This window comes from Cronobacter universalis NCTC 9529, from assembly GCF_001277175.1.
In the GTDB taxonomy this organism is placed as follows: Bacteria; Pseudomonadota; Gammaproteobacteria; order Enterobacterales; family Enterobacteriaceae; genus Cronobacter; species Cronobacter universalis.
Genome location: NZ_CP012257.1, coordinates 2,102,289 through 2,125,793 on the forward strand (window position 1 = coordinate 2,102,289; position 23,505 = coordinate 2,125,793).

Consider the following 23,505-nt stretch of genomic DNA (forward strand, 5'->3'; position numbering starts at 1 on the left):
ACGCCGGCGCGGGTACGCCGGCGGCAGAGGGTTAACGCGGGCCGATGATTTTCGCCAGCGCTTTACGGTCGGCAGGTTTGATATCGAGCGGGTGCTCGTAGCCAATATTTTCAATCGCGCGGGTGTAAAGCGCCACCAGCCAGTCGTAGACGTAACGGGTGGCGGCGTGCACAGGCTTTTCGCCAAGACGCGTGAGGCGTTTATCATGCGCGACGGCGGAGGCGAACAGCCGCTCGTTCGGATTGACGCGGCTCGCCGGTCGCTCCGCCTGCGGTATGCGCTCGAAGCCCAGCCAGCTCACGAAGTTGCCAAGCTCAGCGCGCAGCTGCGCGCCGGAAAGCCCTTCGTGCGCGGCCAGCGCTTCGAGACGGGCCGCCAGATCGAGCCGATAGCTCGCGATAATCAGCGTGTCGCCGAGCCAGTGCAGCGTGGCGGCGTCGATACCGAGCAGCGCGGCCTGTTCCTCGTTCTGCATCCACTGGCGAACGTGGTTCACCCACAGGCGATGCGCGCGACGGGCGAGCGACGCGCCGGAGGTGGTATCAACATGACGCGCGGAAGTGGACTCGCCGAAAAGATCGATCTCGGCGCTGAACAGCCCCTGCGGCGTCTCTTCGTGGCGCTCTTCGGTTTCACACAGCGCCTGCAGCGCGGCCGGGTCGGGCAGCAGCGCCTGGAGCAGATCCCCGTGACGCGCGGCCTGACGCTGCAACGTGCGCACGCCGTTTTCCGCCGTGGCCCGCAGCGTCGCCGCATCGGCGGTCAACGGGGCCAGATAACGGCTAAACAGCAGCGCGGGCTGCGCCTGCGCCTGTTCGGTCAGCAGCGCCAGACGGCGCTCGCGGCTGCTCTGGCTTAGCGCCTGCGACAGCCATTCGGTCAGGCGTTGCAGGTTGCGACCGTCGAGCGCCTGTAAGGTGCCCCAGGTGTGGCCCGGCTTGCCGAGCAGACGCTGTACGCCCTCGTCCAGATGCTGACCATCAAGAAAACGGGCGTCGTGCGGCGTGATGGCCCACACCAGGCCCGGCAGCGCGTCCGGTGAAGCAGGTTGCGTGGCGTTCACCCAGCGCAGCAGCGTGCGGGCGACCGGCGCGATGTCGGCGCGGCTCTGTACGGCGTTACAGACCATCAGCACGTCCGGCTGCTGGTGCTGGCGGTAGTAGTCGAGCAGAAACGCGATTTTGCTGGCGTTCAGGCTGTCGTTGTGGCGATACGTCGCGCCGGGTATATCCAGCAGGTCGACGCCTTCCGGTACAGAAGGTGTTGCGAGCGGCAGCGTCAGCTCGGCGCACAGCAGCGTCAGCGTCGTCAGCGGCAGGCTGACCATGCCCTGCAACTGCTGCTGTTCAAGCGCGCGCACCAGCACTTCGTCAGGCAGCGCCTCTTCGCCGGATCCCGCCGGGAGCAGAAAGCCCTCTACCGGCAGGGAGAAGTTATCGACCAGCAGGCTCAGCGGCGCGGCCACTTCGCGGGCATGGCCCAGCAGCAACAGGCCTTCGGCGAGCGTCATAAACTGCTGCGTCAGTTCAGCGATATCGCCCCACAGCAGCGCGTACAGCCGCGCCCGCTCGGGCAGATTCAGCGCGGGCAGCAGCTCTGCAAGTTGGTGCCATGCGTCGTCGCTCAGCGCGCGCTGGCGCGCGGGCGTCAGTTCACGCCAGCGGGCGGCGAGCGTCATGACATCCGGCGCGCTGATGGCCGGGTGGCTCTGCGGCTGGCCGAGGCTTTGCATCTGCGTTAAGCGCTGGCGCAGCTCTTCTTCGCTGACGGCGCGCGCCTGGCCGCTGGTCTGGTAGTGCGCGAGGAAAATCTGCACGAGCTCCGCCTCGCTGAAAAGCCGCAGGCGCAGCGGGAACTCCTCCGGCAGCGCAGACGGCGTGCGGGTAAAGCGCACCGCCATCGCGGTCGCGCTGTGGCCGGGATTGATATGGGTCAGCCAGTCGAGATGCTTATCGCCGGGCGCGACGGCCACCTGGCCCTGCGAGCCATTGGCCAGCGTCGCCAGCAGGTGGGCTTTGCCCGCCTGGGAATGGCCGTAAAGGCCGAGCGTGCGTGGTTCGCCGGCGAGCGTGCTGAGCGTCTGCGCCCCGGCGCGCAGCGCGTTCAGGCGCGCCAGCAGCGGGCCGGCTTCTTCATCGAGCAGCGGCGCATGTGCGCGGGTGGTTTCGACCCAGCGGGTCAGGGCGACAGGCGTAGTGAGTGTCTGGTTAATGAGGGTAGAAACTGTCATTTCAGATAAACGCTCCCGCTGTCGATCCAGTAGTGGCTGCCGGAACTGCGACGGTCAGCCAGAGTATTAAGTTTAAACGTGACCTGCTCCGGCGGCACGCGGGTGCCGTCGGAAAGCCAGGCTTCGCTGAGCATAAAGCCTTCCGGCGCTTCATGTTTGCTGTCGCCGGTCAGTTGCAGGCGCACATTGAGCACGCCGTCGCCGGCGATGGCTTTCGCCAGCTCCGGCGCGTTGACCGAGAGCGTGTAAAGCGGCGTGGCGGGCCAGCGGGCGTTATCGAGCTGGCGGAAGCCGAGCGTCACATTGCCGCGCAGCGGAAAATGCAGGCGGGCGTCGAGTTTCGCGCCCGGCGCGTCGAGGTCGATATCGCGATACCAGACGTTTTCGTCGCGCAGCGTATTGACCACGTTATCCAGCACGCCCAGGTAGCGCACGGTGGAGTAAGCGCCAATGTCCGCGGCTTTGAAGTTAAAGCGCGGCAGGCGCAGATCAAGCGCCAGGCTGCACAACATCGCGCCTACGGCGGCGGTGGATTTCGGGTTGCCCACGCGGCGGTGCTGACTGAAAGGATACCATTCATGCACTTCATAGTTATCGAGCCAGACCATACGGCTGACCGGCACCGGCTGCAGCAGACGGATCAGCGATTGCAGCCCCGGCAGACAGCCCGGACGACCGGTTATCAGCAGGACATCGCAGCAGTAGTAGGAGATAGCCTCGCACAGCGCCTGAATGGGCGCGCAGATGCTGAACTTCCCGCTATGCAGCGCCTCTTCAAGCTCGCTAAAGCTCACCTGCAGCGGCACGTCCAGCACGTTAAACGCCGGGCTGCCGGCGGGCAGCGCGTGTTCAATCGCCTGGTGAAGATAGTTATGCACGTTGCGGGTCGGCGGCTGTTTCAGCAGCTCGCCGAAGGTGGTGTACAGGCCGCTCTGGGTGTCGGCCGGATCGCTGTTTTCCCACGCCGAAAGTATGGCGTGGCCCAGCGGCATAAAGAGTTGCAGCGCGGTCTGCTGGCGCAGGATTGCCTGAGTGTCCATGCGGCCGGAATCGCCGAACAGCGTGGACATCAGCGTCGCGGCATCGGCCACGCCCGCTTTTTGCAGATGTTCCTGGAGCGCAGGCAACACGCAGCGCTGGATGACATCCAGCAGAATATCATCGCCCGCCACTTTAAAGCCTTCGCGGAACAGCAGCGTCGGGCTGATCTTCACATTGCTGCCGACGCCGTCATCAAGCTGATATTCGGCAATCGCCATATCCGTCGTGCCGCCGCCAATATCAATCGAGGCGACGCGCAACTGACGACCCGGCGTGGCGCCCGCCGGGGTTTCACGATCGGGGCGGGCGAGGCTTGCGAAAAAGCGTTCGGTCTGCCCGGCGAAATGCACCATCGCTTCGTTATAGAGCCACACCAGCTGGCCGCAGCTCGCTTCATCCCACTCCATTTGAATCTCAGGCACCGGTACGCGGCTCTTGCGCTGGCCTTTTTCGGCGCTGAAATCGTCGTCGTGCGGGTGCCAGCCCAGCGCTTTCCAGACCAGCGCGATGGCCTCCTGCATACGGCGGCGGAAAATCTCGCGCTCCTGTTTCGGCATCGCCGACGGCAGCGTCAGGATCAGCTGACGCAACTGGCGCGGCGAACTGGCGTTGCCCATGCGCAGGCGGCTGGCGACGCTGTTGATCTGGCAGACCGCCTGAGCGAGCAGCTCGCACAGCATATGGGTCATCAGGGAGCTGCGGCTGTATTGCGGCGAAAAGACCGGCAGACGCTCTTCCGGCGGCAACTGCCAGAGCGGCTCGCCGTCGTCGTTCATCAGGTTCATCAGCGGGCCCGCGGTCGCCAGCGGCTCGCGCTGGGTTTTCGGGGTCATCAGGTTAAAACGCCACTCCTGAGCCGCCGGGGTTTCATCCCACAGGTAACGGCGCGGGCTCGAAATCCCGCTGTTGCCCTCGGTGCCAAGACGCTGCATCGCGAGTTTGCGCGCTTCGTCGCCCACGCGAACAATAGAAGGCCAGACGAACGCTTCGTCGCGCCCGCTCTCCACCGAAAAATGCTGTTTGCCGAAACGCGCCTCGGCGAAGGCCAGGCGGCTGGTGAACATCAGGGCGTTCATAAACTGCGGCTCGCTAAGCGATCGCACCTGCAGCTCCATCGTCTGGCGCAGGCCGTCGTTCGCTTCGCCGTGATCTTCAATAATCACACCGCAGGTGTGGGTGTTGCCGACATCGAGAATCAGATCCACCGCCACCGGCTGGGAGCTCAGCGTGCCGGTGACGATTTTCAGCTCTGGCACGCTCAGCTGGTTGCCGAGGAGCGACATCATGTTGAGCCAGTGGGCCTGATATTCAAAGACTTTCAGCGCGCGCTGGATCTCCTGTTCGCTGCGTCCTTCATGCGCGCCAGCAAACTGGGTAAAGGCTTCGCGAAGCCAGCCGTCGACCCAGGTCTGGTCGAGAAAATCGGCGACTTCATCGTCGCGCCAGGCAAGCGCGAAACGCGTCCCGTTGCGCACGTCGTTTTCGACCGGCGCGAGCTGCGATGCTGCGCCTTCATCAGTCTGGATTTGCGTGTCGAACGCCAGCGTCACGCGGTGGGTATTGCCCGCGCCGTCCGGCTCGCTGAGCTTGCGGATCTGCACGCGCGCCCAGTTGTCCGGGCCCTGTACGAAAGTGCGCGGCGGGTTGAAGCGCAGCACCGGCAGGGGCAGCCAGACGCCATCCATCATCGCGAGCGACTGGCTCAGCGAGACGCTGCTTTCCGGCTTCACCACTTCAGGCTGTCCGCCGCGGCGGGCGGGCAGGGTGAATTTGCCGGAGGCGATATCATAATCGAGGCGCAGCAGCGGCCCGTTAGCGGTTTTACGCACGAAACGCCCGTCGTGGGGCGCTTCAATCGGCGTCAGGCCGAAATCAAGAAATTGCACCCCGCTGTTTTCAATCAGGGTGACGCTCTGTTTGTAATCACACAGGTTTGCCAGCATAAATCAGGCGCTCACTTTCTTCATGGTCAGGGGCAGAACGGTCTTTTCATCATAGCGACCGGTACATTCGGCAACATCATTCGGGCCGGCTTTACAGGCGATTTCCGGCATCGGGTAGCGGGAGCCGTCGCTGCAGCGGGCTTTGCCGCGCGTCTTGATCATCAGCTCGCCGGTCTGGTGCAGGCCCGAGAACAGCTCGGCTTTACAGACAACGTTATCGCCAAGCGTCACGCGCGCCATGCCTTTGTTGTTTTTCATATCGATACGCATCGAGGTCGATTTGCCGGTAAGCGGGTCCGGGCTGCCGATACTCAGACGCCAGGTGCCGTTCAGGAAACGGGTGGTTCCGGCTTTTACCTGATTCGCGTCCATCACCAGCGCGTTTTTATCGACGGGAGCCGGGGCAACGACAGGCTTCTCTTCCACCACCGGCGCCGGCGGCGTTACCTGGGCTGCGGCGAGCGGCAGCGTCGTGGTTGAGGCGACGGGCGCCACCGGCGCCGCGGAGACCGCAGGCGACGCGTCGACCGATTTCACCGGCGCAGGCGCGATTTCCTGCGCTTTGATTTGCGCGACCGAAATGGTCGGCGCGGCCGCTTCTTTCTGCTGCAACATATACCAGGTGACAGGGGCGGCTACGGCGCCCATGACGACGGCGGCGGCAAGCGGCCATGTCCAGAGCGGTACGCGCGAACGGCGGGCCGACGGCGGCGCGTTTACCGGCGCGGGATCGGCGTCTTCAGGCGATGTTGCGGCTTCAGCTTCGGCGGCATAAGCCGCCAGCGCGGCGGCAGACGCGTGTACAGGGGCGGCAGGCGCTGGCGCTACGGGCGCAGGCGTGACAGGCGGCGCAGCCAGCAGCGGCGCGTCCGGCTCGGCCATCATCACCGGCGTGGGTTCCGGCTCCGGCTCTTCCTGCGGCGTCATGATAATTTCCGGCTCGACAGGCTCGGCTTCGCGTAAACATTCGAGCACGTCATCGCGCGCGCCCTGGTTTAAATTCACGAAGCCCCAGAAGGTGATGACCGGCTTGCCATCCACCAGATAGAGGAAATTCGCGCCGGGGAACTGCACGGCCTTGGCGAGCAGCGCGCCAAAAAGCTGCTGGGCGGTCTTTTCCGATTCCAGGCAGCGTTTGCTCAGCGCGCGGGCGCTGGAGAGCGCGCTTTCCAGAAAGCGCAGGGCGCGCTCGCGCTCCTCGCTGCTGGCGGACGCCCAGCCCATTACTTTGCCGCTGACCGGCGAATACCAGTCCACGCGGTCGCCCTCTTCGTTAAGCTGAGGGATAGCAAGAGACTCCACCAGCGGCTGTTTGCGCAGGCGAAGGGTTTCACGGATTTGCAGTGCAGACTCGAAAACCGCCTGACCGTTTTCGCCTACCGACTGGAAGTCGTCAAGGTCGCCACTGCGCAATAGAATTTTTGCCACGTCATTCTCTCTGCTGGAAAAACTTTTTCACGGCTCTACTTTGAACGATAGACGGGTCAAGCAAAGGGTGAAAGAAACGCGAAAAAGCGTAAATTCTCGGGTCATTGAATCTTAGGAATTTTCTTGACTTAAGCAAAAATTCGCTGTGATGGCGCGACTTAACCGGAGCGTAAATCATTTTTATCTAAAATTGGCTGATATTCAGGCGAAAAATACCGGAAAGGCATAAAGCTACAGTTTTTTGTTATTTGCCAGTCTGCACAGGCTGTGATGAGATGGCTTTCCTCCTGAAAAGTAAAATAAAAGGCACAAGATGAAGACAGGAAAAACACTGCTCGGGCTGCTGTTAAGCGCCCTGTTACCGGCAAGCGCGATCGCGGCGAACAGCGATACCCTGATTTACTGCTCCGAGGCGTCGCCGGAGTCCTTCAACCCGCAGATCGCGAGTTCCGGCCCAAGCTTCGTGGCAAGCTCCCAGGTGCTCTATAACCGTCTGGTGAATTTCGATCCGAAAACCAATACCCCGGTGCCGTCGCTCGCCACCGAGTGGAAGGTCAGCCCGGACGGTAAAACCTGGACGTTCACGCTGCGTCAGGGCGTGAAGTTCAACAGCAATAAATTCTTTAAACCGACGCGCGATTTTAACGCCGACGACGTGATTTTCTCGGTGATGCGTCAGAAAGACCCGAACCACCCGTACCATAAGGTGTCGCAGGGCAATTACGAATATTTCCAGGATGTGGGTCTCGATAAGCTCATCACGGAGGTGAAAAAGCTCGACGATTACCACGTCCAGTTCACCCTGAGCGAACCGAACGCCGCGTTCCTGGCCGACTGGGGGATGGATTTCGCGTCTATTCTTTCGGCGGAATATGCCGATGCGATGATGAAAAAAGGCACGCCGGAGAACGTCGATAACTGGCCCATCGGCACCGGCCCGTACGCGCTGCAGCAGTACAAAGTCGATTCGCTGATCCGCTACATCGCCAACCCGAACTACTGGGATGGCGCGGTGCCGACCAAACATCTGATCTTCTCGATTACTCCGAACGTCGAGACGCGCCTCGCCAAGCTGAAAACCAACGAGTGCCAGATTATCCCGGCGCCGAGCCCGGTGCAGTTTGAACCGATCAAAGCCGATAAAAACCTGACGCTGCACAGCGTCGAGGCGCTGAACGTCGGTTATCTGGCTTTCAACACCGAGAAAAAACCGTTCGACAACGTGCTGGTGCGCCAGGCCCTGAACTACGCCGTCGATAAAAAATCGATCATCAACGCGGTGTTTATGGGCAGCGGCACGGTGGCGAAATCACCCATTCCGCCGAATATGCTCGGTTATGATAAAAACCTGAAAACCTACGATTACGATCCTGAAAAAGCGAAAGCGCTGCTGAAGCAGGCGGGGCTGGAGAAGGGCTTCGAAGCGACGCTGTGGTCGATGCCGGTGCAGCGCCCGTATAACCCGAACTCCCGCCGCATCGCCGAGATGATCCAGAGCGACTGGGCGAAAGTGGGCGTGAAGGCGAAAATCGTCAGCTACGAGTGGGGGGAATACCTCTCCGGCATTCGCAAGGGCGAGCACGACACCGCGCTGTATGGCTGGATGTCGGACAACGGCGACCCGGATAACTTCGCCGATGTCCTGCTGAGCTGCGACAGCATTCAGAGCGGCTCGAACGCGGCCCGCTGGTGCGATAAGAAATACACCGACCTTATCGGTCAGGCCAAGCGCGTCAGCGCGCCGGAAGAACGCGCGAAGCTCTATGAGCAGGCGCAGGAGATCTTCTACCAGCAGGCGCCGTGGGTGCCGCTCGCCAACGGCCGCACCTTCTACGCGACCCGCAGCAACGTCACGGGGTACAGCGTAAGCCTGATGGGCAGCGACTTCTCGAAAGCGAAAATCAACTAAGCCCTGCGCCGCGGCACCTGCCGCGGCGACGCGTTTAAGGAGGTTTTATGTCACATCGTGATGAAATGCAGCGCCGCGTTGACGCGGTGATTGAACAACACGTCATCGCGCCGATGAACGAGCTGTTGATCGCGCTCAGCGATGACGCGCAGCTGAGCCGCGAGGAGCGCTACGACCTGCAGCAGCAGTTGCGCACCGCGATTGCCCATCATGGCCGCCAGCATAAAGAAGATCGCGAGCGCGAGGCGGCGGAACGCCTGGCAGAGCTCACCCGCGGCGGCACCATTTTATAAACTTTAAGGAATACTCATGCATATTGCTTTTCTCGGTCTTGGCGGCATGGGCCAGCCGATGGCGGAAAATCTGGTTAAAGCGGGCTTTACGGTGACGGTCTGGAACCGCTCGCCTGCCTCCGCCGAGGCGCTGCGCGCGTCCGGCGCGCAGGTGGCGGCAAGCCCGAAGGATATTCACGGCGCCGATGTGTTAATCACCATTCTGGCGGATGACGCGGTTACTGAAAATGTGGTGGTAGAGCAGGGCGCGCTGGCGTCGCTCGCGCCGGGCGCGCTGTGGATCAACATGGCGACCGTTTCCGTGGCGTTTACTGAGGCGATGGACGCGCTGACCCGTCAGCGGAACATCGGCTATCTCGCTGCCCCGGTGCTCGGGCGCGTGGATGTCGCCGCTGCCGGCAATCTGAATATTCTCGCGGCGGGCGAGCCGCAGTGGCTTGCGAAAGCGCAGCCGATTTTCGACGTGCTGGGCCAGAAAACCTGGACCTTCGGCGACAGCCCGGCGCAGGCCGCGGCGGTGAAGCTGGCGGCGAACTTTATGCTGGCGAGCGCCATTGAGACGATGGGCGAAGCGTCGGCGCTGGTAGAAGCCTATGACGTCGGCAAAGGCGATTTTCTCGGTATGCTGACCAGCACGCTGTTCGCCGCGCCCGCGTATAAAAACTATGGCGCGATGATTGCCGAAGACCGTTATACGCCTGCCGGGTTTACCATGAAGCTGGGGTTGAAAGATGTGCGTCTCGCGCAGCAGGCCGCCGAGAGCAAAAACGTGCCGATGGGAATCGCAGGGGTGCTGCGCGATAACTACCTTGACGCGCTGGCCCACGGCGATGAACAGCTTGACTGGGCGGCGCTGGCGACCGTCAGCGCGCGCCGCAGCGGGCAGAAACCGAAAGCGTAACCTTCAGAACGTGCGCCTGGCGACTAGCCAGGCGCCAATCACCAGCAGCACCGCGCCCGCCACCGGCCCGGCCAGCATACGCAGCGTCAGGCCGCTGGTGCGCGCGATATCAAACAGCAACCCGCCAATCAGCTGGCTTGCGACCAGCACCGCAATGGTCGTGGCCGCGCCCAGATACTGATAGCCATTAATACTCGCGAAGACGAAAAACGATCCGAGCAGCCCAGGCAACAGCGTCCACCAGCGCACGGTGGCGATAAGCTCGCTGAAGCCCGCCGAGCCGTTACGCAGCAGCAGAATGGCGCAGAACAGCACAATCCCCACCAGCGAATTGAGCAGCATCGCAATAAGAATGGTGGAAGCCGACTGCGTGATGCGCACCATCAGCATATTCTGCACCACGAGTCCCGCCCCGGCGGCGGCCAGAAACAGCAGGCTTAACGACGAATTCATCACACAGCGTCCGGCTCGGTGCGGTTATCGAGCTGAAGCTGCATAAACGTCAGATCCAGCCAGCGGCCAAATTTGGTGCCCACCTGCGGCATCTGCGCGGTGATGGTAAAGCCGAGTTTTTCATGCAGCGCGATGGAGGCGGCGTTGCGCGACTCAATGCCCGCCACCATCACATGCTTGCCGATAGCCCGCGCCTCGACAATCAGTCGCGTCATCAGCGCCTTGCCGGTGCCTTTGCCGTGGTGCTCCGGGTGCACATAGACCGAGTGTTCAACGGTATGGCGAAAGCCGTCAAACGCGCGCCAGTCGCCGAACGAGGCGTAGCCGACGACCACGTCGCCTTCAACCGCCACCAGCACCGGGTAGCCCGCGTTGCCGCGCTGGTAAAACCAGGCGAGGCGGTTTTCGGTATCGACCGTGGCATCATTCCAGATGGCGGCGGTATGCAACACCGCATAGTTATAAATCTCAGCGATAGCGGCGCAGTCGTCCGCAGTGGCATGGCGTATCAGCATGGTTGAACCCCGGCAGTCGTACACTATAATGTTACGTTATGAATAATATAATCGACACATTAAATCAACGGATTGGTGAGCGCATTCGCGTCGAGCGCGAAACCCGCGGCTGGTCGCTGAGCGAACTCGCCGAGCGCGCCGGGGTTTCCCGCGCCATGATCCATAAAATCGAGCGCGGCGAGAGCAGCCCGACGGCGACGCTGTTAGGACGGCTCTCCGGCGCGCTGGGGCTGAGCATGTCCACGCTTATCGCCCGCGCGGAGATGAACGAAGGGCGGCTGCTGCGCTTCGCCGATCAGCCGGTGTGGCGCGATCCGCAGAGCCACTATCTGCGCCGCCACGTCTCGCCGAAATCTGATCTGCCGCTGGATATGGTTCAGGTGGAGCTGCCTGCCGGCAGCGATATCCCGATGCCCGCCTCGGCTTATGCCTTTGCCCGCCAGCTTATCTGGGTGCAGCAGGGCGAGCTGGTGTTTCGCGAAGGCGAAGCCCGCCATCTGATGCGCGAGGGCGACTGCCTGGAGCTTGGCCCGCCGAACGAATGCCATTTTATCAATCAGAGCGACGCGCCCTGCGTCTATCTGATCGTGCGTCTGAATAACGTCGCCAGTTGACGTGTATGCACTACGCTTTCTGGATGCCCTGAAAACTAAGGAGAACATCATGACCCAACCATCGTCCCGTAATCGCCGCTGGGTGCTGGCCTCCCGTCCGCATGGTAAACCGGTGGCGGAGAATTTTCGCCTTGAGGAAGACGCCATCGCCGAGCCGGGAGAAGGCCAGGTACTGGTGCGCACGGTCTATCTGTCGCTCGACCCGTATATGCGCGGGCGCATGAGCGACGAGCCGTCCTATTCGCCGCCGGTGCAAATCGGCGAAGTCATGGTCGGCGGTACCGTTGGCGTGGTGGAAAAATCGAGCCACCCCGATTTCCATCCCGGCGACTGGGTGGTCGGCTATAGCGGCTGGCAGGATTACGCGATCTGCGATCCAAAACAGCTGACGCCGCTCGGCAAATCGCCTGAGCATCCGTCGTGGTTTCTCGGCGTGCTGGGCATGCCAGGATTTACCGCCTATATGGGCCTGCTGGATATCGGCGCGCCGAAAGCGGGCGAAACGCTGGTGGTCGCCGCTGCGACCGGCCCGGTGGGCGCAAGCGTCGGGCAGATCGGCAAAATCAAAGGCTGTCGCGTCGTCGGCGTGGCGGGCGGCGAAGAGAAATGCCGCTACGCGGTGGAGCATCTGGGCTTTGACGAGTGTATCGATCACCGCGCGCCGGATTTCGCTGAGAAACTCGCCGCTGCCTGCCCGCAGGGCATCGATGTTTACTATGAAAACGTCGGCGGTAAAGTTTTCGACGCCGTAATGCCGCTGCTCAATACCGGCGCGCGGGTGCCGCTGTGCGGTCTGGTCTCCGGCTATAACGCCACCGACCTGCCGCCTGGCCCGGATCGCCTGCCGCTGCTGATGGGCACGCTTCTGAAAAAACGCATCCGCATGCAGGGCTTTATCATCAACCAGGATTATGGTCACCGCATCGAAGAGTTCCAGCGCGAAATGGGCCAGTGGGTTTCCGAAGGGCGCATTCACTACCGCGAGCACATTGTGGATGGCCTTGAGAACGCGCCAGAGGCGTTTATCGGCCTGCTGGAAGGGAAAAACTTCGGCAAGCTCGTTATCCGCGTCGGCCAGGACGATGCATAAACCAGCTGAATAACAACTTGTTAACCACGGCGGCTGCCGATATGCTCGACCAAAGCCTGTTGTCGGGAGCCGCCTGTGCCGCTGTTAACCCTCTCTCATCTTAGCCTGCAAAGTCGCCAGGCAACCCTGTTGCGTGATGTCAGTCTGACCGTCGAACGCCGCGAAATGGTCGCGCTGGTCGGCGAATCCGGCTGCGGTAAAACGCTCACCTCGCTTGCCGTTACGGGCCTTTTGCCGCGCGGCGTCTGGCAGAGCGGCGGCGAGATCTGCTTTGACGATACCACGCCCATTCTCCCCGATGCGCCATACCCGGCGGGCCTGCGCGGCCGCCACATCGCCATGATTTTCCAGGAGCCGATGAGCAGCATGAACCCGGTGCTGAAAGTGGGCGAGCAGATAGCCGAAGTGCTGGTGCGCCATCGCGGGCTCGGCTGGAAAGCGGCCTCGCGCGAGGCGGTGGCGCTGCTGGGCCATGTCGGCATCGGCGAGCCGGAAAAGCGGGCGCGCCAGTATATTCACCAGCTCTCCGGCGGCATGCGCCAGCGCGTCATGATAGCGAGCGCCATTAGCGGCAAACCGGATCTGCTGATCGCCGATGAACCCACCACGGCACTGGACGTCACGCTCCAGGCCCAAATTCTCGGCCTGCTGAAAGATCTCCAGCAGGAGATGGGGATGGGCGTGCTGCTGGTGACGCACGATCTCAGCGTGGTGGCGCGCTATGCCGATCGCGCCTGCGTGATGAACGGCGGCGAAATTGTCGAACAGGGGCCGGTGGAGCCGCTCTTTACCTCGCCTCAGGCTGACTGGACGCGACGGCTGATTGCGGCTTCAACACCGCAGGAGCCGCCGGCGCGTGTGGTGGCGCGCGATGAAACGCCGCTGTTACAGGTGACGGGCATCGTGAAAAGCTTTGCGCGCCGCGCGCGGCTGCCGTTTATGCCGGCGGAGCGCCAGCAGGTGCTGCACCCGACCACCTTTAGCGTGGCGCGCGGCGAAATCGTCGGGCTTATCGGCGAATCCGGCTCCGGCAAAACCACGCTCGGGCGCGCCGCTATCGGGCTTATCGAGGCAGACAGCGGGGCTATCTTCTTTGACGGCATCGAGATGGCGCAGGCGAGCCGCGCGGAACAGAAACGCGTGCGCCGCCGCGCGCAGATGATTTTTCAGGATCCTTACGCGAGCCTCGATCCGCGCATGAGCATCGGCGATCAGCTCGCCGAGCCGCTGCGGGTGCACGGGCTGCGCCACGGCCCGGCGGTTGCCGAACGGGTGAGCGAACTGATGACGCTGGTGGGGCTGAAGCCGGAATGGGCGCAGCGGCGTCCGGCGGCGTTCTCCGGCGGACAGCGCCAGCGAATCGCCATCGCCCGCGCGCTGGCGCTGGAGCCGGAACTGCTGGTGGCGGATGAAGCGGTGGCGGCGCTCGATTTGCCGGTGAGAGGCCAGATCCTGCGCCTGCTGGCGGAACTTCGCGACAAGCTTGGGCTGTCGGTGCTGTTTATCAGCCACGATCTCCAGGCCGTACGCCAGCTCTGCGATCGCGTTTTAGTGCTCTACCTCGGGAATGTGGTGGAAGAGGGACCGACGCGCCAGGTGCTGCAAACGCCTGCCCATGCGTATACCCGGCGGCTTATCGACAGCGCGCCGGATATTCATCAGGCGCTGCGCCTGCGCGAAAGCGCTTAAGAAAGGCCAAAGAGCGGTAGCGCGGCGCCGGCGTTCTCCTGCTCCGCGCGCTGCAAAACGCGGGCGGCGAGCGCGATATCAAACACGTTCAGCCCGAACGACGAAAAGTAAACGCAGTCGTCCGGCATCGGGCGCCACGCGCCGGTTAAGAGCGCGGCGAGATCCGCCGCCCAGCCGTCATCGGCAAATTCGCCCGCGCGGTACATCTGGAAGAGGCTTTTGGCGCTGGTGTGGCGAAACTCCCCCCAGGCGTCCACCACCACCTGCGTGGCGCGTTGTATCGCCGCGAAACTCACTTCGTGATAGCCAATCTGCATGATAAGCCGCCCCGGACGGAACCATTCCGGGCCGAGAAAGGGCTGCTGCGCGCCGGTGCAGGTGATAACGGCATCCCACGGCTGTTTCTGCGCCTCACGCAGATCGCGGTAGATGTCACACGGAAACGGCGGCGTCGCAGTGGGCATCTCCTCCAGCCGCGCGGGCGTGCGGTTCCATAACCCCAAACATGAGAGCGCCGGAAAGTGCGCGCGTAGCATCTCCACATGCGCGCGCGCCTGTACGCCCGCGCCCAGCAGCAGCACGCGTTTTACCTCGCGCGGCGCGGCGTGGCGCAGGGCGAGCGCCGAGACCGCGGCAGTGCGCACCGCCGTCAGTCCGCCGCTCTCCAGCAGCCCCACCGGCACGCCGCTGTCGGCGCGGTTAATGAGGGTCACCGTGAGCGCCATCGGAAGCGCGTCCTGCGGCTGCGGGCGGTGCGCCGTCCATTTCACGCCGGTGGCGTTAAACCGCCCGCCGACGCGCGCGGGCAGGGCGTAAACCTTACCCGGCGCGGTATCGAGCGGAACGTGCGTTTCGGCGGGCATGACGGCGTCGCCGCTGGCCATCAGCAGCGTAGCGTCGGTGACATCACTGAGTGCGGCGTGCGGGTCAAGCCCGCCGAGCGCCGCCACCTGCTGGCCGGTGAGAAATCGCATGGTTATCTCCTGAAACCGTCAGAATGAGAGCAGCCAGTCGCGCAGCGACCGGGTATAGCGCGACAGCCCGCGCAGGGTGACAAACTCGTTCACGCCGTGCGCGTTGCCGCCATAGCCGAGCCCGCCGATAAGAAACGCGGGCGCGACGGGCGCAAAGGCGTAAGCTGGCGCGCAGCCAGGCGCCCAGGGCCAGATCTGCGGGCGCGCCTGCTGCTGGTGATAGCTATTGATAAGTTCCATTACGCCTGCGTCGTCAGCCGAAAAGCGCCTGCCGGGGTAGCTGTCATCCACGACCAACTCCACGCCTGTTATCTCCTGATGAGAGAGCGACGCGCGCATAGCGTCCAGCAAGATCTCGGGTGAGCTGCCCGGCGGCGTGCGCAGCGCGAATTCGGCGCAGGCGAGCGGGGGAATAATGCCGCGGCCCGGCAGCGGCGTGGTGCGGATTTCGCTTAAGTTCAGCACCGCGCTGCCAAGTAAAAACGCCAGCGCCTCGCGGGTGTCGCCTGAAATCGTCAGCCGCTGGCTTTTGCGCATCGTCAGTTCATCGGCAATGCTGAACTGCGGGGCCAGCTCGTCCAGGATACTCAGCGCGGCGTCATCCAACGGCAGCGTTTCCAGCACGCCGTTGCGCCCGGCGGGCGCGATGGCGGCGAGCGCCTGCACCAGCCGCCACGCGGGGTTGGCTATCCACGCCGCGTTGCTCGCATGAATGGCGGCCTGCGGGCCGCCCCAGTCGCCGCCCGCGACACGCAGACGCCCTGCGGTCATGCCGGTAAAGCCGAGATAGAGCCGCGGCGCGCCGCCGCCATATTCGCACAGCGACGGGAACAGCACGGCGAGCGCGGGCGAGACCGGGCACGGCGTGCGGGCGAGATAGCGTCGGAGCGTGCCGCTGCCGCACTCTTCTTCGCCCTCGAGCAGGATCTCCAGATTGGTGGCCAGCCTGCCGCTCTCCCACAGATCGCGCACCACGGTGAGCATGCCGGCGAGCGGGCCTTTGTTGTTTTCCGCGCCGCGCGAAATAAACACGTCGCCCTTCTCGGCCCAGCGGCGAATGCCGCCGGTGAACGGGTCGACCTGCCAGCCCTCGGCATCGGCGGGCATGACGTCATACATGTTGTAGAGCACCAGCGTGTCGGGCGCGCCGATGTCCACGCGGACATGCACCAGCGGCGGGCTGTCGGCGGGCTGCTGCGCCACCGGCAGGATCACCCTGGCGTCCAGTTCGTCGATTAGCCAGGCTTCGAGCCAGGCGGCGAGAGAGCGCTGCTCATCCGGCTCATCCGCCACGCTTTGCCAGGCGGTAAGAGAAGAGAGCAGCTCCAGGGTCGCATCCAGGCTGGCATGCGGCTGAACGGTCATAAACGTATCCTTGGGTTCAGTACCAGGTAAAGCAAATCAATCAGCAGGTTCACCACCACGAACGTCAGCGCGGCGAGCAGCACCACGCCCTGCACCAGCGGAAAATCGCGGTTCTGAATAGCCTGCACCGCCAGGCGGCCGATGCCCGGCCAGGCGAAGATAATCTCGGTGACCAGCGCGCCGCCAAGCAGCGCGGCCAGCGAAATCCCCTGTACGGTCACTACAGGGATCAGCGCGTTGCGAAGCCCGTGACGCACCAGCACCCGCCAGGCGCTGAGGCCTTTGGCGCGCGCGGTGCGGATGTAATCCTGATCCAGTACGTCAATCAGGCTCGCGCGCACCAGACGCGCCATCGCGCTCATGTAGTAAGCGCCCAGGCAGACCGCGGGCATAATGAGCTGTAACGGCTCGCCGTAGCCGCCGGAGGGCAGCAGGCGCAGTTGCAGGCTGAAGAACAATATCATCAGCAGTCCCAGCCAGAACACCGGCACCGCCTGACCGCTGAAGGCCACCAGACGCGCCAGCAAGTCCCAGATAGTGTCGCGCCACAGCGCGCTCACCAGCCCGAGCGCCAGACCCGCGAGGGTGCTCCAGGCGAGCGCCGTCAGCGCCAGCAGCGCGGTGGCGGGCAGACGCTCGGCAATCAGCGTTGAGACCGGCTGGCCAAAGCGCAGGGAGTCGCCCAGATCGCCGCGCAGCAGGTGGCCCGCGTAGTCGGCGTATTGCGTCAGCAGCGGCCTGTCAAAGCCCATCGCGTGGCGGAAATCGGCAATCTCCTGCGCGGTGGCGCCGGGCGGCATCATGACCGCCGCCGGATCGCCCGTCAGGTGCAGGCTGAAGAATATCAGCAGCGAGACGCCGAACATGACCAGCAGCGCCTGGAAAAAGCGGGAAATCAGATAGCGCGCCATTATTCGACCCTCGCCTGCGTGGTGCGCAGCCAGTAGTCGCCGAGCAGGTTACAGCCCACCACCAGCATCGCGATGGCGCAGCCGGGCCAGACCACCAGCCACGGCGCGAGCAGCATATAGGCGCGGCCTTCGCCGATAAGATTGCCAAGCGTCGGCGTCGGCGGCTGGATGCCCATGCCGAGAAAGCCGACGGAGGCTTCCAGCACAATGAGGCGCGGGATATCGAGCGTCAGCAGCACCAGCAGCGGTGTCGCGAGCGCCGGTAAAATATGGCGCAGCATGATGCGCAGGTGCGAAAAGCCCATGGTTTTCGCGGCGTCGATATACTCCAGTTCGCGAATTTCCAGCGTCCGGGCACGCGCCACGCGGGCGTATATCGCCCAGCTGGTCACGCCCATAATCACAATAATGTTGGTAAGCGAGGTGCCGAACAGCGCCATCACCAGCAGGATCAGCAGAATAAACGGCACCGCCAGCTGAATGTCGATAAGCCGCATGATGAGCGCGTCGACCCAGCCGCCGAAGTAACCGGCCACCATGCCCATCAGCGTGCCCATCGTGGCGGCGATGAGCGCGGCGATAATCACCACGAACAGCGAAAGGCGGGCGCCCGCGAGAATACGCGCGAGCACGTCGCGGCCCAGCTGATCGGCGCCCAGCCAGTGCTGCGGGCCGGGAGCCTGAAAGACCGCGGCGAGATCGCTTTGCAGCGGATCGGGTAACGGAAGCCAGGGAGAGAGAAGCGCGGCCAGGATGAGTACAGCCAACAGCGCGCCGCCGAGAAGGCCGTCCCCCGGCAGGGGACGGCGGCGTGAACGGGATGCGTAACGGCCAGGGAAGATCATTTCATCCTCATATCGAACAACGACACGCGGGCGTCTTCACGGCCTGTAAACGTGACGTTGTCACTGGAAGCGTAAATCGCGTCCTCCCGGTAGAGCGGGATGAGCGGCTGTTCTGCGGCGACGCGATCCTGGATCAGCTCCAGCAATGCTTTGCGCTTCGTGGCATCCACCGTGGCGCGGCTCTCGTTTAAGAGCTTATCAAGCGCCGGGTCGCTCACCGTTGAGTACGGCTCGCCTGCGTGCAGCACCGGGTAGAGCGCGGCGTCGGCGTCCAGCGTCTGGGTGGAGCCCCAGCCCAGCATATAGAGCGGGGCCTGTTTGCCGGACGCCACCTGCTGGGTGTAGACCGACCACTCCGGCACCTCGAGCTGCGCCTTCACGCCGATGGCGGCGAGATCGGCCACTATCGCCTGGCCTACGTCAGCGCTGGCGATATAACGGCGCGGCGCCTGGAATTTCACGGTGAAGCCCTGCGGGTAGCCCGCCTCTTTCAGCAGCGCTTTGGCTTTTTCGCGGTTCTGTTTCGGCGCGGCGATGGCTTTATAGCCGTAATCTTTCGGGCCCGCCAGCGTGCCGGTCGGCGTGCCGAAACCGTGCAGCAGCGACTGCGTATAGGCGTCGCGGTTCAGCGCCAGCGACAGCGCCTGACGCACGCGCGCGTCGTTCAGCGGCGGCTCGCTGTTTTTAATGCCGAGGTAAATCGTCAGCCCGCCGCCTTTCACCTGCTCAAGCTTCACGCCGGGTTTGCTTTTCACCAGCGGGGCGAGATCCGCCGGCACGCCTTCCACCAGCTGCGCTTCGCCGGTCAGCAGCGCGGTGATGCGCGCGGTCGCTTCCGGGATCGGGCGCCAGATGACTTCGTCAATGGACGGCTTGCCGCGCCAGTAGTTGGGGTTGGCCTCCATCACAACACGTTCATCGGGAATGAAAGTTTTGACGATATAAGCGCCACTTCCGACAGGTTTTCGTGCAAATTCCGCAGCACCGACTTTACTTACATAACCAGGCGGCACGATATAAGCCGGATAACGACTCATGCGGGTGGGCAGGAGCGGATCGGGGCCATTGGTGTGAATACGCACCTGATAGTCGCCGGTGACCTCGACCGATTTAATCGTTCGGATATAAGAGATGGTGGGGGCGTGGTTGGCCGGGTCGAGGATGCGGTCGATGGAAAACTTGACTGCCGCGGCATTGACTGGCTCGCCGTTGGTAAATTTGACATCCTTACGCAGATCGAACTGCCATGTGGTGTCGTTGATGGCTTCCCAGTGGGTGGCGAGGCCGGGTTTCAGTTGCATCTGCGCGTCGCGCAGCACCAGCGTATCGAATACGTTATCCACCAGGGTCGCGGCTTCTTTCAGAAAGCCGGGATCCATGGCGGTAGCGGAAGTGGGCTGCGCAATGGTCAGCGTACTGGCCTGACTGAGCGGAGCGAGTAAAGAAAGCGCCACAGAAAGTGAGAGAAGCTTACGGGACAGTCGTTTCATTAGGTCAATACCTTAATGGTTGTCGTACTGGTCAGTGAACGTTTTGGTTATTTTAGGTTTTCCTGACCATAAAAACCGTGTTATCAAAGATATAGAATATATCCTCTGGTCAGGATGACGAGACGTCAGTTAAGCGCCTGCTAATACAAAGTAAATTTTTTACGACAGGAAATAAACATGTTGGATCTGGAAAAAGCGCAACGCCTGAGTTTAACCATGCAAGTGGAAGTGAGATTGAAAAACGCCCTTATCGTTGGCAGCCTGCGTCCGGGCGCTCGTCTGGTCACGAAGGAGATCGCCGATCAACTGGGGATCAGCATCACGCCGGTACGCGAAGCGCTGCTGCGTCTGGTCTCTTCCGGCGCGCTCAACGCCACCCCGGCGCAGGCGTTTCTGGTGCCGGAAATCAGCGAGGCGCGCTACGACGAAGTGACGAAGATCCGCAAAAATCTTGAAGGGATGGCGGCGGAAGCGGCGGCGCAGAATATCACCCCGGCGCGTATGGCCCATCTGCGTGAGCTGTGCGACGCGTTTCGCGAAGCCAAAATGTCCGGCAATGTTGAGCAGGCGTTGCAGGCCAACCGCGCGTTTCGTTTTCAGCTCTACAGCTGGGCCGATATGCCGACCGCTGATTGAACAGCTCTGGATGCGTATCGGCCCGTGCTTTAACTATCTCTACCCACAGTCGGAAGATTTTGTGCGCGGACATCATAATTATGATGATTTGCTGGAAGCGCTTGAGGCGGGCGATGGCGAAGCGGCCGCACGCGCGATACATAAAGCGATTAACGACGGCGCGCTTATCCTGAAAAAACAGTATTTCGGCTAATCCGCACACCGGCAAAACATTGCCGGAATGCGTATTTCCCTTTTCGTCTCCCCGGCGCTTTACTGACAGGGCAGCACAACGCCTGCGCACCGCCGAGGAGGCGATCATCATGCACATCTCCGTACGTCGTCATGCGTCGCGCTCACGTATCCGCCGCATACTCCGCGCCTGGCTCACGCCGCAGCCGCCCGAGACGCGCGCGCTGATGCTGGAATCCTTTATCCCTTACGGACATCTCTATGGTCTTGATTTCGGCAATATCGATCCGGGCCTGCACCGCACGCGCTAACCGGTACCGTCGCGGTATCCGGCTGCGTTACTGGAATGAGCTGTGCACGCTGCAGATGGCCTTTGTCACGACAGCTTCCCGCGAGGCTGTCGGGTAAAAGGCCATTTTTATTGCGTGTGAGTTTATGCCAGACGCTTACGCGACGCCGCTATCTTGCGTCAGACGCCCATGATGGCGCGCCAGGCGATAAACGCGCACAGCGCAGAGGCAATGAGATCGGTAAAAAACCACAGGTCGTCGTAATTTTCCTGATTAGCGCTGCCGTGTAACCAGCGCGCGAACGCGTTAGCCGTATCCAGGCTGATAAAGCGTACGCGTCAATCACACGCGCAAAGACGCCGAAAAGCGCCACAAACAGCAGCGTCTTAGCTGCGCGTCGGGCAAGCGTCGCCATATAAATTTTGTAGTTGCTTAACAACGCCATAATGCTCCCTGGTTAGCGTTATTGATGGAAGAGAAAGGATAACGGTTACCCGTCGATGACGGCGTTACAGAAAACGCCATGAAGCCCAATCATGAGCGAATCAGAATCTCTCCGGTATAACATTCCTGGCGTTTCCCCCGAAATTCTTAAGCGTCGCCGAGCGGCCTATTTTTATTGCCGCTTTTTTCCACATTTTGCTAAAAATATCGGCGGCTTAGCCGATAACCTCCTGTGGCTTTTTAGCGAGGCCCGATTATCGTAAAACAGGAGGCAGGATGGCTGTACTGGTAACTCGATTACGCAACGTTCGCATAACCCGCAAGCTCGCCGCCGGATTTGGCGTGGTGCTGCTGCTGGTGGCGCTGGCGACAGCGCTTTCCGTGGCGCGTTTTATGGCCATCCGCGACGTTTCCGTCAAAAGCAATCTTATCTACGACATCAATATCGACGTCTTTCAGGCCAAAATTAACCGGCTTAAATATTTCTATACCGGCGATGACGACGCCCGCGCGCTGATGAGTCGCTATGTCGACGAGGCGCTCGCGAAAACGCATGAGGCCAGCGCCCTCGGCTGGTCACCCAACGAACGCGCGATCGTCGCCGATATCCAGCGTTATCTGGCAAGTTTCCAGAGCAGCGTGACCACCATGAGCGACGCCACGACAACGCTCAGCCAGCTTCGCAGCCAGCTCGACGCCCTGGCAGGCCAGGATGAAACCGCGCGCTATACCCAGCTTATCCGCACGCCGGTGGCCGACCCTGAGCTCTCCTATGCGATTTACGATCTCCTGTTCGCCATCAGTAATCTGCGGGATTACGCTTACGCGCTGCGCTTTACCGGCACAGAGCAGGCAAGCGAGGCGCTCCAGCGCCGTTTCAGCGCGGTGGAAGGGCAGTATCAGGCGCTCGTAAGCCGTCTTTCGCCGGAACTCCTGCCGCCGTTCGCGGGCCTCTGGCAGGATACGGTGCGCTACCAGACGCTCAGTCGCGACTATTACGCCGCCCGGGAATCGCTGAAGGGCGCGGAAAACGCGGTGAAAACGGCAGGCGATCGGAGTAGCGGCGCAATTAAACAGATGGTGGCGCTTACCAAAGCGCAGAGTGACGAACTGGCGTCAGGCTCCTCAACGCTTGCCCTGATCCTGGGAGCCTTTGCGATTCTGCTCGGCGTTATCGTCGCGTGGGCCATCAGCCGCCAGATAATTCGCCCGCTGAAGCTGAACCTGGCGTTCGCCGAACGTATCGCTGATGGCGATTTAACCGCGCAGATTGATATCGATCGCCATGACGAGTTCGGCAAACTCACCGGCGCGATGGCGCGCGTGAACGAGAGACTCCGCAGCATGACCGGCGAGCTGCGCGCGAGCGTCGGGCGTCTCACCCATACGGCGGACGAAATTGCCTCCGGCAACAGCGCGCTGTCGGCGCGGACCGAACAGCAGACCACGGCGGTGGTGCAGACGGCCGCCAGCATGGAGCAGCTTACCGCGACCGTGAAAAACAATGCCGATAACGCCCGCCACGCCAGCCAGATCGCCGCGCAGGCATCAAAAACCGCCGGGCGCGGCGGCGACGTGGTACGCGATGTCGTGCAGACCATGCAGGAGATTTCCGCCAGTTCGCGCAAAATCGCCGACATTACTGAGGTCATTAACAGCATTTCCTTCCAGACCAATATCCTGGCGCTCAACGCGGCGGTGGAAGCGGCGCGCGCCGGAGAGCATGGCCGCGGCTTCGCGGTGGTGGCGTCTGAAGTGCGCAGTCTCTCCCAGCGCAGCGCGCAGGCGGCGAAAGATATCGCGCTACTGATCGATGAGTCGGTCAACCGCATTAAAACCGGGAGCACGCTGGCGACCCGCGCCGGTGAGACGATGGATGACGTGGTGAGTTCGGTCACCCGCGTGAACGATATTATGGAAGAGATCTCCTCGGCCTCCCAGGAGCAGAGCCGCGGCATTGAACAAATCGCCCGCGCGGTCGGCGAGCTGGACGCTACCACGCAGCAGAACGCCGCGCTGGTCAGCGCGTCTTCCACCGCCGCAAGCGATCTTGGCGCCGAGGCGGCCCGTCTGCGCCAGCTGGCCGGGGCGTTTCGCCTGAAGGCGCAGGCCGCCGCGCCGCGCCCGCAAGCGGTGCCCCTCCGTCCGGCGGCGCCTGTTCCGGCAGCGCCGCGTAAACCCGCGACGGACGAGGGCTGGACGACTTTCTGACGTTTCGTCTTCGCCTTATCGCACTTTCTTCTCTCGCGCCCGGCTTGCCGGGCGCCCACTTT

At 62.5% G+C, this 23,505-nt stretch carries 18 protein-coding genes and 1 pseudogene; 9 read left to right on the forward strand and 10 right to left on the reverse strand.

Features of this window, described 5'->3' with window-relative positions; translation table 11 throughout:
* Positions 1-31: 31 nt before the first annotated feature.
* From AFK65_RS09730 to AFK65_RS09740, 3 genes are read right to left on the reverse strand one after another with little or no spacing between them, the layout of a single operon-like run.
* Positions 32-2,230 (reverse strand): virulence factor SrfC family protein, encoded by a 2,199-nt coding sequence (locus AFK65_RS09730; protein WP_038857238.1) that lies wholly within the window; start codon positions 2,228-2,230, stop codon positions 32-34.
* Positions 2,227-5,214: a virulence factor SrfB gene (locus tag AFK65_RS09735; protein ID WP_038857236.1), complete on the reverse strand. Its 2,988-nt coding sequence runs from the start codon at positions 5,212-5,214 to the stop codon at positions 2,227-2,229. Before AFK65_RS09735 ends, AFK65_RS09730 begins: the two co-directional genes overlap by 4 nt.
* A gap of 3 nt (positions 5,215-5,217) precedes the next feature.
* Complete coding sequence (locus tag AFK65_RS09740) at positions 5,218-6,642, reverse strand: SrfA family protein (protein ID WP_038857235.1); 1,425 nt, start codon at positions 6,640-6,642, stop codon at positions 5,218-5,220.
* Between the two features lie 313 nt (positions 6,643-6,955).
* Between AFK65_RS09740 and AFK65_RS09745 the strand changes: the two genes are divergently transcribed.
* Genes AFK65_RS09745 through AFK65_RS09755 form a run of 3 tightly spaced genes read left to right on the forward strand, consistent with a single transcriptional unit; the run spans position 6,956 to position 9,745 of the window.
* On the forward strand, positions 6,956-8,551 hold the full coding sequence (locus AFK65_RS09745) for an ABC transporter substrate-binding protein (RefSeq protein ID WP_007697708.1): 1,596 nt from the start codon (positions 6,956-6,958) through the stop codon (positions 8,549-8,551).
* A 47-nt stretch (positions 8,552-8,598) separates the two neighbouring features.
* A complete protein-coding gene (locus AFK65_RS09750) occupies positions 8,599-8,844 on the forward strand; it encodes a DUF2526 family protein (RefSeq protein ID WP_007697712.1) in 246 nt (81 codons plus the stop codon).
* Between the two features lie 16 nt (positions 8,845-8,860).
* Entirely contained in the window at positions 8,861-9,745 is an 885-nt protein-coding gene (locus AFK65_RS09755) for an NAD(P)-dependent oxidoreductase (protein WP_007697715.1), read from the forward strand.
* Between the two features lie 3 nt (positions 9,746-9,748).
* Here the strand turns inward: AFK65_RS09755 and AFK65_RS09760 are convergent, their stop codons facing one another.
* Both AFK65_RS09760 and AFK65_RS09765 read right to left on the reverse strand, forming a co-directional pair.
* Positions 9,749-10,198, reverse strand: a complete 450-nt coding sequence (locus AFK65_RS09760; RefSeq protein ID WP_007697718.1) for a DMT family transporter — start codon at positions 10,196-10,198, stop codon at positions 9,749-9,751.
* The gene (locus AFK65_RS09765) at positions 10,198-10,713 is read right to left on the reverse strand and encodes a GNAT family N-acetyltransferase (RefSeq protein WP_007697721.1); all 516 of its coding nucleotides are present in this window, start codon (positions 10,711-10,713) and stop codon (positions 10,198-10,200) included. The genes AFK65_RS09760 and AFK65_RS09765 overlap by 1 nt, the downstream gene beginning before the upstream one ends.
* 38 nt (positions 10,714-10,751) lie before the next feature.
* Between AFK65_RS09765 and AFK65_RS09770 the strand changes: the two genes are divergently transcribed.
* The 3 genes from AFK65_RS09770 (at position 10,752) to AFK65_RS21000 (ending at position 14,106) form a co-directional block, all read left to right on the forward strand.
* Positions 10,752-11,327, forward strand: a complete 576-nt coding sequence (locus AFK65_RS09770) for a helix-turn-helix domain-containing protein (protein WP_007697725.1) — start codon at positions 10,752-10,754, stop codon at positions 11,325-11,327.
* 49 nt (positions 11,328-11,376) lie between these two features.
* Positions 11,377-12,417 carry an NADP-dependent oxidoreductase gene (locus AFK65_RS09775; RefSeq protein WP_038857232.1) on the forward strand — a complete coding sequence of 347 codons (1,041 nt, stop codon included), beginning with the start codon at positions 11,377-11,379 and terminating at the stop codon, positions 12,415-12,417.
* Between the two features lie 75 nt (positions 12,418-12,492).
* Entirely contained in the window at positions 12,493-14,106 is a 1,614-nt protein-coding gene (locus AFK65_RS21000; protein WP_071602517.1) for a dipeptide ABC transporter ATP-binding protein, read from the forward strand.
* Here AFK65_RS21000 and AFK65_RS09785 read toward each other — a convergent pair.
* From AFK65_RS09785 to AFK65_RS09805, 5 genes are read right to left on the reverse strand one after another with little or no spacing between them, the layout of a single operon-like run.
* Positions 14,103-15,080 carry an ornithine cyclodeaminase family protein gene (locus tag AFK65_RS09785; RefSeq protein ID WP_038857231.1) on the reverse strand — a complete coding sequence of 326 codons (978 nt, stop codon included), beginning with the start codon at positions 15,078-15,080 and terminating at the stop codon, positions 14,103-14,105. The two genes, AFK65_RS21000 and AFK65_RS09785, sit on opposite strands and share 4 nt — an antisense overlap.
* A gap of 18 nt (positions 15,081-15,098) precedes the next feature.
* Positions 15,099-16,445, reverse strand: coding sequence for a M20 family metallopeptidase (locus AFK65_RS09790; protein ID WP_038857230.1), 1,347 nt, complete (start codon positions 16,443-16,445; stop codon positions 15,099-15,101).
* Entirely contained in the window at positions 16,442-17,356 is a 915-nt protein-coding gene (locus AFK65_RS09795; RefSeq protein WP_007697746.1) for an ABC transporter permease, read from the reverse strand. Before AFK65_RS09795 ends, AFK65_RS09790 begins: the two co-directional genes overlap by 4 nt.
* Complete coding sequence (locus AFK65_RS09800) at positions 17,356-18,201, reverse strand: ABC transporter permease (protein WP_038857228.1); 846 nt, start codon at positions 18,199-18,201, stop codon at positions 17,356-17,358. Before AFK65_RS09800 ends, AFK65_RS09795 begins: the two co-directional genes overlap by 1 nt.
* Positions 18,198-19,691: an ABC transporter substrate-binding protein gene (locus AFK65_RS09805; protein ID WP_038857226.1), complete on the reverse strand. Its 1,494-nt coding sequence runs from the start codon at positions 19,689-19,691 to the stop codon at positions 18,198-18,200. The genes AFK65_RS09800 and AFK65_RS09805 overlap by 4 nt, the downstream gene beginning before the upstream one ends.
* 216 nt (positions 19,692-19,907) lie before the next feature.
* Here AFK65_RS09805 and AFK65_RS09810 point away from each other — a divergent pair.
* The 3 genes and pseudogenes from AFK65_RS09810 to AFK65_RS09820 all read left to right on the forward strand — a co-directional run bounded on the left by AFK65_RS09810 (position 19,908) and on the right by AFK65_RS09820 (position 23,443).
* A pseudogene (locus AFK65_RS09810) lies at positions 19,908-20,520 on the forward strand (GntR family transcriptional regulator).
* Between the two features lie 109 nt (positions 20,521-20,629).
* Complete coding sequence (locus AFK65_RS09815; protein WP_007697756.1) at positions 20,630-20,809, forward strand: hypothetical protein; 180 nt, start codon at positions 20,630-20,632, stop codon at positions 20,807-20,809.
* Between the two features lie 699 nt (positions 20,810-21,508).
* Positions 21,509-23,443, forward strand: a complete 1,935-nt coding sequence (locus AFK65_RS09820; RefSeq protein ID WP_038857225.1) for a methyl-accepting chemotaxis protein — start codon at positions 21,509-21,511, stop codon at positions 23,441-23,443.
* Positions 23,444-23,505 lie beyond the last annotated feature (62 nt).